Annotated in this window: 6 protein-coding genes and 2 pseudogenes; 1 reads left to right on the forward strand and 7 read right to left on the reverse strand. The window is 39.8% G+C overall.

Annotated features, from left to right (window positions below; translation table 11 throughout):
- Window positions 1-68: 68 nt before the first annotated feature.
- A pseudogene (locus tag QUB77_RS30240) lies at window positions 69-272 on the forward strand (hypothetical protein); the annotation flags it as partial.
- A gap of 85 nt (window positions 273-357) precedes the next feature.
- Here the strand turns inward: QUB77_RS30240 and QUB77_RS30245 are convergent.
- The 7 genes and pseudogenes from QUB77_RS30245 to QUB77_RS30275 form a co-directional block, all read right to left on the reverse strand.
- Window positions 358-7008, reverse strand: coding sequence for an amino acid adenylation domain-containing protein (locus tag QUB77_RS30245; protein ID WP_333323686.1), 6651 nt, complete (start codon window positions 7006-7008; stop codon window positions 358-360).
- 266 nt (window positions 7009-7274) lie between these two features.
- Window positions 7275-12722 carry an AAA family ATPase gene (locus QUB77_RS30250; protein ID WP_333323688.1) on the reverse strand — a complete coding sequence of 1816 codons (5448 nt, stop codon included), beginning with the start codon at window positions 12720-12722 and terminating at the stop codon, window positions 7275-7277.
- Window positions 12723-13321: 599 nt separating this feature from the next.
- Window positions 13322-13540, reverse strand: a complete 219-nt coding sequence (locus QUB77_RS30255; RefSeq protein ID WP_333323690.1) for a tyrosine-type recombinase/integrase — start codon at window positions 13538-13540, stop codon at window positions 13322-13324.
- Window positions 13541-13752: 212 nt separating this feature from the next.
- The gene (locus QUB77_RS30260) at window positions 13753-14148 is read right to left on the reverse strand and encodes a nuclease A inhibitor family protein (protein WP_333323692.1); all 396 of its coding nucleotides are present in this window, start codon (window positions 14146-14148) and stop codon (window positions 13753-13755) included.
- A 193-nt stretch (window positions 14149-14341) separates the two neighbouring features.
- Window positions 14342-14680, reverse strand: coding sequence for a DUF4087 domain-containing protein (locus QUB77_RS30265; protein WP_333323694.1), 339 nt, complete (start codon window positions 14678-14680; stop codon window positions 14342-14344).
- A gap of 197 nt (window positions 14681-14877) precedes the next feature.
- Window positions 14878-16125, reverse strand: a complete 1248-nt coding sequence (locus QUB77_RS30270) for a hypothetical protein (RefSeq protein WP_333323696.1) — start codon at window positions 16123-16125, stop codon at window positions 14878-14880.
- 129 nt (window positions 16126-16254) lie between these two features.
- Window positions 16255-16519: pseudogene (locus QUB77_RS30275) on the reverse strand (IS4 family transposase); the annotation flags it as partial.

Raw genomic sequence — 16519 nt, forward strand, 5'->3', positions numbered from 1 at the left:
TGGCACATCTCTTGATGAAGTTATTCGTGCTTATTGTGCATAAAGAGTGTCTCATACTTATTTGAAATGACTATACATCCCAAACAACTATTGCGATTACTTTTTTAGTCATGAACCTTGTTGCAGGATTCAAAAGGTTATTGTGGCTTTTTTTGTGTCAATTTTCGTCAATAACCAGTGGCGAGCGAGGGGTGATTATAAAAGCTTATGTTCTCGACCAGGAATTCAAACAAAAACTTAACTTATCTGCTTCCTTGAATCAGCGAGCTTGAGCTTGGGGAGCCAAACTTTACTTATTCAGCAAGCCCTAAGTAGACAATATCTATAATTCTTGGAAGAGCATATATATTGGAGGCGTTATCTGTAGTCGGCATTTAGAGAATTGGTATAAGGCGCGGTTAGTCTAAACTTCAGTAAGTACGAGAAGTAAGTATTTAACAATTTTTCATCTACTGGTGGACAGCTAACGCTGCTACCAGCTAAACAATCGATCGCCTTCTGAGAATCAAAGCAAATACTTAAAACTCTGACTGTCTGTAAAGATACGGCTTCATCAGAGAAAAGGCTGACCAGTGGATGCAAAGCATTTTCTGTTGAATTTTCAACCGATTTTAATAACTCAAAGTTCCATTGTTTATGAGGAATGCGTTCGAGTGAGTAGCCAAGAGAACGAATGAAATCGGAAAGCTGATTCCAAGAAATGGGGTGAGGGTTAACTAAATGAAAAGCTTTCCCGACTAATTCTTTTTGTTTGGATAAGTGAACGATCGCTTGGCTAACATAATCCACAGGAGTCATGTCTACCATGATGTCTAAATCAGGTGTTTTTCCCATTTGAATGCAGCCTATAAGCATTCTGCGGAGCAGATCGGCAGTATTGCAAATACCCGTTTGGCTGTCTCCTGAGATAAATCCCGGTCTATAAATATAAACGGGTAGCCCTCGAGAATAGGCAGTCATAACTAATTTTTCAGCTACCCATTTACTTTGATCGTAACCTTCAGAAAGACTTTCACTATCAGGTAGTTCGTCTTGTTCTCTAACTATTGTATTTGGCTCGTAAGTATCTGAGGAAAATACGCCAATGGTAGAAACGAAATGCACGGGTTTTACTTTGATAATGCAGGCTAATCTCAAAACTTCCTGCGTACTGAGAACGTTTACCGCTTTCAATTCAGAGTATGGATAAATCAGATTTGTTGATGCACCATTATGGTAAATTACATCAATTTCACTTGCCAATGTGTAAAATTCCTTTGATGTAAGTCCTAAGAATGGTTGAGATAAATCTCCTAAAATTGGAATGATGCGGTTGCTGATAGGTTGGTTATAAAGTAAGTAGCGTTCTAGACTTTTTTGGATTTTCTCAATACCTTGTTCGAGATTGGATGCTCTTACCAGACAATAAATATTTGCCTGCGTTTGGTTTAGTAATTCATTAAGTAAGTGAGTACCGAGAAATCCAGTTGATCCTGTTAATAAGATATGGGATGGTTCTTTATCCCATTCTAAATTAATATTTTCAGGAGAGATGGTAGAATCTAAGATTGCTTCCGCATTTAGGTCGATCGTTTCTTCTTGCGGTGATGTAGAAGTGGAATCTGTCTGACTAGCGAGAGCGATCGCATCCGCAATTCCAGCAATAGTCGGTACTTCAAAGAATTGTCGCAACGATACTTTAACCTGAAAAGCATCTCTCACTTTAAACATTAAGTGAGTAACTTTTAAAGAATGGCCGCCCAAATCGAAAAAGCGATCGTAAATGCCAACTAGATCGATACCGAGAATCTTTTTCCAAATTTCAGCTAACTTTTCTTCCACAGGAGTACGAGGCGCAATGAATGCTGTTTCTAGTTCTTCTCGATTTCCTTCTGGCGCTGGTAAGATTCGTCGATTTACTTTTCCAGAAGGAGTTAAAGGCAGTGCTTCTAAAAATACAAAAGCATTAGGAATCATGTATTCAGGCAACTTTTCTTGCAAAAAGTGCCGCAGTTCGTTGGCAGAAGATGCTAACTCTTTGGAGGCAACTACATAAGCAACTAAACGCTTGTCGCCTGGTATATCTTCCCTAACAATAACAACAGCTTCTGCTACGTTTGGGTGTTGTGCCAAAGCAGTTGCGATCTCTCCTAACTCAATCCGAAAGCCGCGAATTTTTACTTGGTCGTCAATTCGACCCATATACTCGATGTTACCATCTGCTAAATAGCGGGCTAGATCGCCAGTTTTGTACAGTTTTGAGTTTTGAGTTTTGAGTTTTGAGTTTTCTTTTAATTCAGAACTCAAAACTAAGAACTCATCAATATTTAAGAAGGGGTTTTCAATAAACCGTTGGGATGTTAAATCTGGTCGGTTGATATAACCATTGGCTAAACTAACACCACCGATGTAAATTTGTCCTGGAATACCAATAGGTACTGGTTGTAATTGTGAATCGAGGATGTGGATTTGAGCATTGGCAATAGGACGACCGATAGAAGGCAATTTAGGCCAGTTTTCAGGCGAACCAGTGAGAGTAAATGCCGTTACGACATGACTTTCAGAAGGGCCATATTGATTGTGTAAAGTGCAATCTTTTAGCTGACTAAACCAATTGACGATCGCTCTACTAATTTGTAACTGTTCGCCAGCCGTAATAATTTCTCGCAAATTAACAGGTAATACTCCTCCTTCTTCAGCAACCTCAGCTAGATGCTGAAGGGCAATAAAAGGAAGAAATAAACGTTCGATCGCTTCATTTTGGAGAAGTTGCAATAAAGCTACTGCATCTTTCCGAATAATGTCTGAAATTAACACCAGAGTACCGCCAGAACACCAACTGGAAAAACACTCTTGAAAAGAAACATCAAAACTAATTGGGGCAAATTGGAGGGTTTTAGTAGCAGGAAAAGCGAAATTTTGTAATTGCCAATCGATCAGATTCACTAGGGGACGGTGATTCATTGCAACCCCTTTAGGTTTGCCTGTAGAACCTGATGTATAGATAACGTAAGCTAAATCGTCGGGCAATACGGCTGTGGAGGGGTTATCTTGTGGGCGTTGGGCGATCGATTTCCAGCCCCTATCTAAACAGATTGCTGGTATCCCATACTCTAACAGTGGCGGCAATAAACTTACCTGAGTTAGCACTACTGGAACTTGGGCATTTTCCAGCATATAAGCTATCCGTTCTTGCGGATAAGCTGGGTCGAGAGGCAAGTAAGCCGCACCTGCTTTTAGGATGCCCAAAAGTCCGATCGCCATTTCCAGCGATCGTTCTACGCAGATACCAACTACTGCATCTGGGACAACTCCTAGCGATCGTAAATGATGAGCTAATTGATTCGCCCGTTGATTCAACTCCCGATAAGTGAGTTGTTTCCCTTCAAAGATAACTGCTACCGCATCGGGAGTTCGTTCTACTTGAGTTTCAAATAACTGGTGAACGCACTTATTATGCGAATAATTTGCCTCAGTAGCATTCCAATTTATTAACTGCTTTTGTTCGGTAATAGGTAACAAAGACAACTTCGATATGGACTGGTTCGGATTGGCAACAATACTTTCTAATAAAGTGAGAAAATGCCCAACCATCCGGGAAATAGTGGCGGCATCAAATAAGTCGGTATCGTACTCAAAACGACCGATAATTCCTTCCGTGTTTTCTTCTAATTGGAGAAACAAATCGCACTTTGACGTACCGATATGAATGTTCATCTGGTTAAGTTGCCAATCTTTAGAATCCAAGGTTGCAATTGGTGGTTCCAAAATAAACAGGACTTGAAATAATGGATTCTGACCCAGCTTTCTTTCTGGTTGAAGTTCTTCCACCAAATTCTCGAATGGCAATTCTTGGTGAGCATAAGCTCCTAAAGCTACGTCTCTTTCTCTGGAAAGTAACTGTCGGAAACTGGGGAACCCAGAAAGGTCAGTACGCAGGATAAGCGTATTGAGGAAGTATCCAATTAATCCTTCTATCTCCGGTCGGTTGCGCCCAGCGGTAACAGTAGCGACAGGAATATCTTCTTGTCCCGAATAGCGGTAGAGCAAGATTTTGAATACCGCCATTAATGTCATGAATAAAGTGACTTCTTCCTGACGTGAAAGAGCTTTCAACGCCTCAGTTAAACTCTTGGAAAGTGCCAGAGTTTGCATTGCACCCCGAAACTTTTGAACTGGCGGTCTTGGACGATCGGTGGGCAAATTTAGCGGAGACAAATATGCCAATTGTTGCTTCCAGTAAGCTAGCTGTGGCTTCAGTAATTCTACTGGTAATTGTTGCCGCTGCCAGTAGGCAAAGTCGGCATATTGAACGGTTAATTCTGGCAGGGATGAGGGTTTGCGATCGCGAATAGCTTCGTAGAGTGTCACCACTTCGGGAAATAGCACGCTGTATAGAGAAACGCCATCTAAAATAATGTGATGTGCGGTTATGTATAGTCTATAATCCGTGTCGTTAAGCTGGATTAGAGTAGCTCGCAACAACAAGTCAGAGGTGAGATTAAAAGGTTGTTTTGCCTTTTCTTTGACTAACCGCAAAGCTTCCGTTTCGCGATCACATTCTGATGCTATTTCTTGAAGGTTAATTAATGGCAGGGGTAAATAGCAACTTGGCCGGACAACCCGAATAGGTTGCTCATCGACGACAGAAAAGTTAGTTCGCAGAATTTCGTGGCGATCGATAATTTGGTGGAAACTTTGTTCTAATGCTAATCGATCGATCGAACTCGGTAAGTAAATCGTAAAGTGTTCGTTATAAAAAGGATTATCCGGTTCCACTTGTGCCAAAAACCACAACTGTTGTTCGCCAAAAGAGAGAGGCAAATTCTGGTTGCGGTCAATCACTTCGATTGGAGAAAGTGGCAACCTTGAGTTTGTTTTAAGTTCTGTTTCTATTTGTTGGGCTAATTCGGCTATTGTGGGGGATTCAAACAAAGAACGTAAGGACAATTCTATTTCAAGCATATTTCGGATGCGAGAAATAACTTGAGCAGCTAGTAACGAGTGTCCTCCGCATTCCAAAAAATTGTCATGAATCCCAATTCGCTCTAATCCTAAAATTTCTGCCCAAATTCTTACCAGCACTTCTTCAATCGGAGTGCGAGGAGAAACAAAAGGCATTAAATCAAACTCTCGTTCCAGTTCTAAAACATCTGCGTTATCTACAGGCTCGGTTACAGATTCAATATTGTTATTTGGCCGTTCATTTATAATTTTTCTTGGTGAAGGTAGCGCTTGACGATCCACCTTTCCGTTAGGAGTTAGCGGTAATTTTTTCAGGATAACAAAGTTAGAAGGCACCATATATTCGGGCAACTTCTGTTTCAAAAACTTGCGGAGGTTACGGCTAACGGTGCGTTGCAAAACTTTCAAAAGCTTCTGTTTTTCCACGAGATAATCAACGCTAGCTTGGAGGGTCGTTTGCTGCGTTGACGTTAGCTCAAACTGAATCCCAATTCGCTGTTCTTCTTGCCATACTACTTTACCTTCTACCCACAAAAATTGAGAATTTTCTGGTAGCTGTAGGTGCAAGCGGACGCGATTATCTCGATCTAAAATTTCTGTCATTCCTACTAAGCTAATACCACCTATTGAAATGTCTTCTGTGGTTACTTCTATAGTACGATTCCCATCAAATTCAACCAAGCAAGGACTTTGATAAGGTATCCGTTCCGGTATGAGATTAGAGACGATGTAGGCGACTAAATGCTTGTCACCCGGTACGTCTTCGCGTGCGATCGCAACGGCTTGTTGCACATCAGGATGTTGTTGCAGTGATGCTTCAATTTCTCCTAATTCGATGCGGAAGCCGCGAATTTTCACTTGGTGGTCGATGCGACCCAAAAATTCGATATTGCCGTCAGGTAAGTAACGGGCTAAGTCACCAGTTTTATAGAGGCGAGAACCTGATTCGTTGCTAAAGGGGTTGGGAATAAAGCGATCGGCAGTTAGTTCGGGTCGGTTGAGGTAGCCCCGTGCTAAACCAGCACCGCCAATGTATAGCTCTCCGGGAACACCGCTCGGGACAAGCTGTTTTTGGGCATCTAGAATATAGACCTGCGTGTTGGCAATGGGCCGACCGATGGGGGGTGGCTCGTTACCCCCTTTTTTCACTAAAGTATATGTGGAATAGGTGGTGTCTTCGGAAGGACCATAAAGGTTGAAGACCTTTTGCACTGTGTTGTGTTCATACACCTGCTGTACGAGTTTATTGGGAAGGGGTTCACCCGCCAGGTTGACGGTGCGGACAGAAGAAGGTATGCCGTCCATTCTCAATAACTCAGCGATCGCAGAGGGAACTGTATTGATCAGAGTGACATCTAGAGCGGCGGACAATGCGGGCAAATGCAATGCGTTCTCTGCCAGAATGACTTTGCCACCCCAGCTTAGGGGAACAAACAGCTCGAAGACTGACAGATCAAAGCAAATAGAGGTTGAAGCCAAAACTCCAGCAAGATCGTCTGGATTAAAGACTTGTTTTGCCCAATCCAACAGAGCAACTGCATTGCGATGCTCGATAGCCACTCCCTTGGGCTTACCAGTAGAGCCCGAGGTGTAAATGACATAAGCAAGGTTATCGAGCTTCACCTCACTGATTAAATTTGCCTCGCTCTGTCGCTCAATAATTTCCCAATCTGTATCTAGGCAAACGATACGTGCTTGATGTTTGGGAAGAGATTTCACCAACCGCGCCTGAGTCAGCAGCACTGGCACTGAGGAGTCTTCTAACATGAAGGCCAAGCGCTCGTGTGGATACGTTGGGTCGAGAGCAACATAAGCACCACCAGCTTTGAGAATTCCCAAGATTCCCACAATCATGTCAAAGGAACGTTCGACGCAGATGCCTACTAACACTTCTGGCCTTACTCCGATTGATCGCAGGTAATGCGCCAACTGATTCGCTTTTACATTCAGCTCTCGGTAAGTTAAATTTTTTCCTTCAAAAACCACCGCCACCGCATCCGGTGTACGCTCTACTTGAGATTCAAACAGTTGATGAATAGATCCACCTTTCAAACGATCGGACATTTGATGCTTCCTCTAAGTAATTATACTACGTGACTGATTGTAAGAAGCGATTATCTAGAACTTTCTGTCTGAAACAATGCTCAATTAAAAGCCTTTGTGTTTAGCGAAAAGCTTGACAGGTTCGAGCTAAGTTTAAAGCTTACTCTTCTGTCCGCTATTTTTTTGCTCAGTGCTACTAAATATAGGTTACTCCAAATTGAAAAAAAATCACAAATTTAGGAGCGATCCTAAACTATTTACTACCTTCAGAATCAACCAAATAAAATCTACACTAGGGAGCTTGACTTTTGGCGATTTTGCTGATTTACGGGAATCTCAATTATGAACTCCGCACCTTGACCTGGTGCTGAAACGCAGTTCAATTGTCCGCCATGTTTTTCAACCACAATTTGATAACTAATAGACAACCCCAAACCCGTTCCAGAACCAACGGGTTTGGTTGTGAAGAATGGGTCAAATAGTTTACTACGCACTTCTTCTGTTACGCCAGTTCCCTTGTCAGCAATGCGTATTCTTATCCAATCGCAATCTATTACTTCAGTCACGATAATAATTGTGCTAGAGTTTTCCTTAATTTGTGTTTGTAGCCGATGGCGATCTTCTAACGCATCGATCGCATTAGTAAGAATGTTCATAAATACTTGGTTTAATTGACCTGGGTAACACTCTACTAAGGGCAGTTTTCCATAGTTTTTAATTACCTGAATCGCTGAATGAACCGCCTTTTTATTCAAACGGTTTTGCAAAATTAGCAGCGTACTTTCAATACCCTCATGTATATCTACTGATTTCATATCTGCTTCATCTAAACGGGAAAAATTTCTGAGTGACAAAACGATTTCGCGAATACGGGTTGCTCCCAGTTGCATTGAAGAAAACAATTTAGGTAAATCTTCCAATAAGTATTCCAACTCAATTTCTTCAATATAATTTTGAATTTCTGATTGAGGACTATGATTGCTGTGTTGGTAGAGATCGATTAAATGTAATAATTGTTCGCTATATTCCTTAGCGTGGTTTAAATTACCATAAATAAAGTTAACCGGATTGTTAATTTCGTGAGCAACACCAGCAACTAATTGTCCCAAACTAGACATTTTTTCAGTTTGAATAATTTGTGCTTGAGCTTGCCTTAGTTCATCCAAAGCTTTTTGTAATTTAATTGCTTGGTCTTTTAATTTATGATTTTTTTCGCTTAGTTCAAATGTGCGTTCTTCCACATTTTCTTCTAGCGTGCGGCTGTATTCTTCTAAATTTTTATAAAGCAAAGCATTTTCTAAAGAAATAACTATTTGTGTAGAAAGAATTTTAACGATTTCTAAACGAGCAGGTGTAAATGCCCCAACAGTTAAATTATTCTCCAAATAAATTATGCCAATAAGTTTATTTTGATTAATAACTGGAGCACATAAAATGGATTTAACTTTAACCTTAATGATATACGGATCTTCGACAAATATTCCCTCTTTTGAGGCATTATTTAAAACAATATTCTCTTTAGTTCTGGCTACGTAATTTATTAAAGAAACTGGTAAATTTTTGCTATTTTCTATAGATGTTGATGTCCACAAAGTTATTTGTTCTTGTTCTACAGTACCAGTTGCTTTGAGCGTTAAAACACCATCAGTTTCTAAAACAAGGCAGCTAGTTTGAGCGCCAGCATTTTCCATTAAAACTTTTAGTAATTTATCCAAAAACTTATCAAGTACAATTTCGCCCGCAAGAGCTTGCGATGCTTTAATTATAGTCGCTAAGTCTAAAACATCGGTTTTAGTTCCTAAGCTTGCAGAACTTGTGGTAACAGTTAGTTCTCGACTAGAAGTTTCATTAGAGGTTAAAGATATTAATTGCGGGTATTTTGATTCCAAATCTTTAATTTTTGCTATTGCTCCCCAACGAACATAGCAATAGTATGACTCTACTAAATATGTTTGAGCTATTTTTTCTCTTCCAAGACTGCGATAAAATTCTGCTGCTTTTTCATTCGCCAATGCTTCTTCGTGAATATAACCTTGCTCTTTGGCTCCTTGAATTGCTAGATCGTAATATTCCATTGCTGGCAGTATATGCCCTAAAATTTTAGCTTTTTCTGCTTCTACTAAATAATATTTGTGTTCGTAATTCATCGGAGCATATAACGACCATTTTTTTAATTTTATTTGGTTTAATTCCACTTGTTGTAGGTCTATATCTCGCTCAATTTCTCCTATCGTTGAACATTGTGCAAGTAGAATCATAGAATAGTAAAAATTTTGTTCGCTTGTATGTAGTAGACCGGCCAAATAACCAGAATATTGCTCGGCTAGCTTTGCATAACTAACTGCTTCTGCGTAATTTTGAAGTAAATATAAAAATATTGATTTGGAAAGATACGTAGCAAAAAGTAATGCACCATTATTCGATTCAATAAAACTAGCTAGCATTACTTCTTCATCGAATAAATTACCGAGCGCTCTACATTCATTGTCGGTCTTATTTAAAAGTCTCAAAACTAATTGTCGCCAAATTGTAATAAAAACGCTCAAGTAATTTTGTTTTAAATTAACTAATAAGTTTGTGTAAATAGTTTGTTTAGCACAGACTTCATTTAGATGCTCGCCTACAAAAAAAGGATAAACTGAAGTGTAAATAGCTGCGTAACCAGCATACTCTAAATCACCACTCTCTAAACCATATTGAACAGTTTCTTGTAAAGGTTCTATGGTTTCTCTAACATGGCTTACCCAAGGTTTGATATGACCATAAAATACTTCAAATACTTTAGCTTTAACTTCTTTGGTCTTCAATTTATCCACTAAATTTATTCCTAATTTACCGAACTGATATCCACGTTCAATGTTGTCTATTGAAGTACAAAGGAGCAAGCCATGAAAAGTATAAGCGAAAGCAGATAGTGCTGAATTTCCATATCTAATACAAATAGTGACCATCGTAAACACGATCGGTGCTAAAAGTGCTGGATTCATTACAAAGGCAGGAGTTATCGCTTTAACTAATATTCGCATAGCTGCAAGTTTATCAGGGTCAGTCATTTCTGGTAAATTGCTTAAATTACCACTATCTAATTCTTCAGGCAATTTTTCAACTAAAGGTTCTCCTAGCATTTCCAGCACTAACAACGATGTGTCAAGTGCTGCTTGCATCTGATTGAGAGAAATATAAAATTGAATTTTTATTTCGTATGTTTTTACTTTTTCTAAAAGCGAAGTAGCTTGTTTTAAAATAAAATCCCCAAGGGAAGTTGATTTTTCAAAGTTACCATTTAAATATTCTACTTCGACTGATTCTATATGCAGAGAAAAAGTTAATTCATAATTCCTATGCCAGCTATCTTCAGCAAGTAATTCTAGTCCGAAATTTAAGTATCTCTGCGCGAGTTCATAAGCTGCTGCTGCCTTTGCTTTTCGCGCAGATAACAGATTTAACTCAGCTAGCTCTTGTTTAAATTTTTCACTTTGAATTAAATCTGTAGCGATATTTAAGTGATTAACAATATCAAAAACTTTATCTTCTATTTCTGTTGTTTGAGTATTCTTTAGCAATAGTTGACCGACTTTTAAATGAAGTTCTTTTTTTTGCTGTGCTGGAATCAAAGAATAAGCGGCTTGTTGAACGCGATCATGCAAAAATTTATACTCAATATTTAGAGATAAATTACTTTGATTTTCGGACTCATCAACTAATGTTAAGTTTGTATTTAAAACATTAACTAAAGGAATTTTATAAGCACCGCTCAAAGGGAAAATTAAATCTTCTTGAAGTGCTTGCCAAAGCTCTGTTGCGGTAGATGATAAAGATTTTTCATTGACTATTGCTAGCTCGTTTAATGTAAATGTATTACCAATACAAGCTGCTACTTTTAAAACATTTTGCGTAAAACTAGGAAGTTGTTCAATTTTGTTAACCATTAATTCAACAACATTATCCGTAATTATTACTTGTTTAATTTGCTGAATATCCCACTGCCAATAACCAGCATTCAAATCGAATGAAAGTAGGTTTTTTTGGTAGAATGTTTTAAGTATTTGAGTTACAAAAAAGGGATTGCCAGCCGTTTTGTTAAAGACTATTTCTGCTAAAGGTAAGGCTATTTCTAATTCGCAGTGAAGCGTGTCTGCAATTAATTCATTAACTTGAACAGTATTTAAAGGTTGTATATCGATCTGATTTACTTTAACTCCCGCTTTTTGAATTTCATTCAAAAGCAAAGTCAATGAATGAGTTTCGTTTACCTCGTTATCTCGGTAAGCTCCAATTAATAAAAAGTATTGACTATCTAATGACATCATTAGTAGCTGGAGTAATTTTAATGAGGCAGAATCAACCCACTGTAAATCATCTATGAAAAGAACTAAAGGATGTTTTTTACTGGTTAAAACACCCACAAACTTTTGAAATACTAAATAAAATCGATTTTGTGATTCTCCAGATTCTAATTGAGGAACAGGTGGTTGCTGCCCAATAATTAATTCTACTTCAGGAATGACTTCAATAATAACTCTGCCATTTGTACCCAAAGCTTTTAATAACTTATTTTTCCAAACTTCGACTTTTTCTTTACTTTCCGTTAATAGCTGTCGAATCAAGTCCTGAAAAGCTTGAATCATTGCAGCATAAGGAATGCCGCGTTTAAATTGATCGCATTTTCCTGAAGTAAAATAACCCTTTGACCGCACAATTTGTCTATCGATTTCATTAATCAAGGCTGTCTTGCCGATTCCTGAATAACCGGAAACAAGTATCATCTCACTCGTACCTTGACTGGTTCTTTCAAAAGCAGAGTTTAGGGTAGCAATTTCTAGAGCGCGACCATAAAGCTTTTGGGGTATTTGAAATTTAGCAAAAACATCATGCTGACCGAGAATGAAATTTTTAATTCTTCCATTGGTTTGTAACTGAGTTAAACACGCTTCCAAATCTGCCTTAATTCCATAAGCACTTTGATATCTATCCTCAGCAGTTTTGGCTAATAATTTCATCACGATATCAGATACTACTTTCGGGATAGTTGGATCTAGTTCATGCGGTAAAGCGGGTATTTTGGCAATATGACTGTGAACGAGTTCCATCGCATCTCTAGTTTGAAATGGCAACTGTCTAGTCAGCATTTCATAAAATGTGACACCCAAAGAATAAAAGTCAGTACGATAATCAATCGCGCGATTCATCCTACCAGTTTGCTCTGGGGACATATAAGCCAAAGTTCCTTCTAATCGATCGGGATTGCTGGCCAGATATTTTTCTTGCATCAGAAGTGATGCAATTGAAAAATCTGCGATCTTTATTTTTAATGTTCGCTCGTTAATAATGATGTTATCGGGCTTGATATCTTTGTGTATAATATTTACTCTATGTACTTCTTCTAAAGCTTTAGTTAATCCAATTGATATTTGCAAAAATACAGATAAATCTATAAATTTACCCGCTCGAAGAAATTTTTTCAGTGAATTACCACTAAAATCTTCTAAAACTAGAGCTATATAATTGTTAGATTTTTCTATGCTATAAGCTTTGATAATGCCTTCTGAGTCTAAGTCTTTTATCAATTCATACTGATGTTTAAATACATAAATGTCTTGATTGGAAGGATATGCCTTTTTAAGGATTTTAATAATAACGGGTTGACGATCTCGAATTCTCCGCGCTCTATAAACCAGGGTTATCAAACTCTCGTGAATTTTTTCTAAATATTCATAACCTGCAATAATAAACATGGCTTTTTCCTAGGTGTCAGCAGAAAGTTTATAATTTTTATAATTGTAATTGATTTATCTTAGTGTTGCATCAGTAATTTTACAGGTTTGAGCCTGCAACTTAAATATAATTTAACATGAGTTCGATGGAGTCTGATCGCTTGCTTGATATAGTGGAGGCGAGGGCGCTCGCTTCATTGACGGGTTCTGCGAGAGTGGGGGCTTCCTTTATTTTTGCTGGCATCAAATTTCAAATGTTGAGGGCATTAATAATAAGTTAAAACTGTTAAAATGTAGTAAATTCGGGTTTGGAAATTTTAAAAAAGTTGAAATCCGATCTTTTCTTTTTTGGCATTTTCCTAAAGATATAGCACTTCTTCAATTGAGAATAGTTCTTAACGAACCACTTTGCTCTCCAACACTCAGCCAGACGAAGCTGGATTTTTTTAGCTTTGTACCACTCCTCTATCTGAGCTGGTCTCTGAGCTTGCTTTAGGAGGTCATCGCTGGGCAAGCTGGCTCTACGTTGGGTTATTTGCTCGCCTATTTCAGGGTTTTTTCGATTCATTAGGTAACTGGGAGTAAAGTGGGAAAAACAGAGCCAAAGTAGCTCCGGTCGTTTACTGCCCCATTGTAATCCCTAATTTCAGATCCGGATTATTTGCCCACCGCTCCGCTACGTGAGTATAAATAGAAGTCGTCCTGGGAATTTTATGCCCCAACAGGTCTTGCACTTGCCACAGTTTGACCCCAGCTCGTAGCGCCAGCGTTCCCGCCGTATGTCTCAAACTGTGGGTCGATATCGTGCGCTCCGGCTTGTGTTTCAGCCCTGCTTCCAAATATAGCGGAAACTATAGCACCTAGTGGTATCCCTTGTTCTCTGTGAAAGAGAGGAATAAAAAGTTCCTAGCATAACAAAAAAGTAAATAGAAAAAAACCCACTCATTACTTTGTTGACCGTTCTCATATTACAACCTTTCCTGACTCTAATTATGCTTGATATGTAACCAAATGATTAACAAACATTCATAGCTCGCCATGCCTGTGGCAATCAAGTCTCTACCAGCTTTGTTGATAACCCCGCCCAATCGCCACCGGGAGTCACCCCAACAATGTAAGCATCGATGCTGACGCTGCCTACTTGGTAAACCTGCAACTGCAATAGGTTTTGCTTCAACACGCTAACCAAGTTCTGAAAGCGTTTTGCCGTTTCCCGTTCATCCTGCTCGTGCCAATCTTCTTCTTGAGTGCTGACCTCAAAGAAATCCTCAACGCTTACTACTTCGATCAGAGCATCGGGTGGATGTTCGACCAGTTGCAGCAACTTCGCCTGGGTGAGTTCTCCCTGTGCCTGCCAGCTAATGACCTCGAAGGGAGCATCGGTTTCGCTGAGAAAGAACAAACCTTCAGAAGCTTGTTTGAGTTTGGTGGCGATCGAGTCAGTCATGGGGGCGGTGGTTGTGTCAGCTTTACTGTGAGTATACGGTTGTTGTTCGCTGAAACTAAGGACTTTTTGGGTATCCGCTCAATAAATCGGGGTAAATCGCTCAATGATGAGCCTCAAACATCGCAAAATCGTTCCCAACAATGTAGTCTACCCCGATTTATTGAGCGGATACCTTTTTGGCACATTCGGATCTTCAAGGGCGGGTTGACAGCGGTAATGATTCGCCACCCCGAATCTCGCTAATTCTCAATCGAGCGCTATCTGTCACCACATCCATACAAGCACAACCATATCCATAATAACCATTCGTTTTGACGTACTCTTTCTCGTTATAGGTAGGTAGATTATCCATTCCTTTAGCTTCATATCCCCCTTGCATCGAGATAATCCAACGACCCTCTTTGTCTATTAAATACCAATTTCGAGGCGTGGGATTGAACAACCACCCGCACCTAGTTTCAACCGCATTAGCAGAAAGGGTAACAATAAAAAGAGATGAAATAATAACAGATACAAACAAGTTTTTCTTCATAAATTTACGTTTATTTAGTTTTTACTCACTTATAACAAACTCATCAGCACTGATAGGCGATCGCGATCGTTATTTTCAACCAAATCTCCGATTTTTTCAGCAAAGTGGAGAAAGGCCTTATCAGTAAAGAATAAAGCGTCTTTAAGGACAGCAAAACTTTTCTGTTAGCTAGCTATCCCATACCTCTGGAAGAGACGCTAAGCCACAACAATTGTTTGACCGCTGGTTAAACTGCTGAAGTCATAGGTTGTGCTACCAGCTATTAGTTTTTCAAACTCGGAAGTTTTTATAGTGCCGCCACTACTCGTAAAACTCACCGCTGTCCCCGATATTTCAACGGTATAGCTGCCTGACGTTAATTCCAGCGAGTCTTCGTCCTTCCCTGCATACAAAGTACCGTAACCAAAACCCCTGATATAGTCTGTACCTTTTCCTAAAAATATGTTGCCCAAGTTAGAAAAGCTGCTATCAGTAATGATGGAGTCCGCGCCCTTACCAGTATTAATGGTACCGCTGTTGGAGATTGTCGGGCCAAAACGATTATCAGTCCTAATGCCAATGATTGTATCGTTGCCATCGCCAGTATTGATGGTGCCGGTATTGGAGATGGCGATGCTGTAAGTGCTAGTGCCAGTGATTGTATCGTTGCCATCCCCGGTATTGATGGTGGAGGAATTGGAAATAGCCTCGCCCTGAGTTGAAATGCCCGTGATTGCGTCGTGACCCCCGCCTGTGGTGAGAAAAGAGGAGTAGAGAACGAGGCCGTAATAGTCACCAGTGCCAGTGATTGCGTCATCTCCCTCCCCAGTATCGATGGTGGAACCATTGATGGAACCAAAACGTATGCCCATGTATTCGCCAGTACCCGCGATCGTGTCGTTACCGTTGCCAGTCTTTATGATGACCGGGCTTTGCAAGTTGGGGTTGCTTGAGTTCTGCTCAATTCCTATGCTCAAAAAACCCTGGGCAATGCCGGTGATTGTGTCGTCACCGCCACCCGTATCAATAGTGCCTCCTTCGTTGAAAATGCCATTACTATCGCGATCGCTGTACCTAAATTTTCCTTGTGTGTAACGCAGGCCAAGGATTAAGTCGTTACCCTCACCCGTATTGAGCGTACCCGTGTTGTGGATGCCGCTGATTCTGTACTCGTCAGTGTCAGGGATTAAGTCGCCGTAGCCTGCTGTAGCAATAATTAAGTCGTTACTATCACCAGTATTTATGATGCCACTGTTGTAGAAACCGCTGATTCTTGTCCGAGTTCTGTTGTAGAAATCGCTGATCCCTGTCTGAGTGCTGTTGATACTGTTCTGACTGCTACCGAGGGTTAAGTCCCGACCGACAAGAGTATTGGGGAAGCCATTATTAAGTATTTCTTCCTCCCCAGACACACCGACCGAATCACACTGCTCGGTAAAGGTTATACCTGAAGGTTCAATTGGCATAAAAAGACCTCGGAATTAAAATTAAAGCCAAAAAGTATTATAGCGATCGCAAATGGTTTGTAAATCATCAATTATGTATAATGAGGTAGGTGAATCTAAGTAGGAGTCCTGGGGGGGTGACAAAAAGGTCTACGAGATAGACTGTATAAGGGTTGCGGCCCGCATACCTTGTTGATAAAAGCGGCGTTTATTTGGAGTTAACTTCATTAACTGTTCTACCTCGTCAGAATATTGTTCTAGATAATTGACCCACTTTTCTCCATCTAAACCAACACCAAATGTACTCCGTAGTCGATATCTTTTTTTAGGTTCTTTGTGGCGAGATACATATTTGTGAACCTGCTTTTTTCTCATTTCAGTGCCTTGAAATATTCCCGAACTGTAGGCGAGCGTC

This window comes from Microcoleus sp. AT9b-C3, from assembly GCF_036705485.1.
In the GTDB taxonomy this organism is placed as follows: Bacteria; Cyanobacteriota; Cyanobacteriia; order Cyanobacteriales; family Microcoleaceae; genus Microcoleus.

Coding starts and splice junctions, on each gene's coding strand:
- QUB77_RS30250 (WP_333323688.1), bottom strand. CDS start 12,722: ATGTTTATTATTGCAGGTTATGAATATTTAGAAAAAATTCACGAGAGT.
- QUB77_RS30260 (WP_333323692.1), bottom strand. CDS start 14,148: ATGACTGACTCGATCGCCACCAAACTCAAACAAGCTTCTGAAGGTTTG.
- QUB77_RS30245 (WP_333323686.1), bottom strand. CDS start 7,008: ATGTCCGATCGTTTGAAAGGTGGATCTATTCATCAACTGTTTGAATCT.
- QUB77_RS30265 (WP_333323694.1), bottom strand. CDS start 14,680: ATGAAGAAAAACTTGTTTGTATCTGTTATTATTTCATCTCTTTTTATT.
- QUB77_RS30270 (WP_333323696.1), bottom strand. CDS start 16,125: ATGCCAATTGAACCTTCAGGTATAACCTTTACCGAGCAGTGTGATTCG.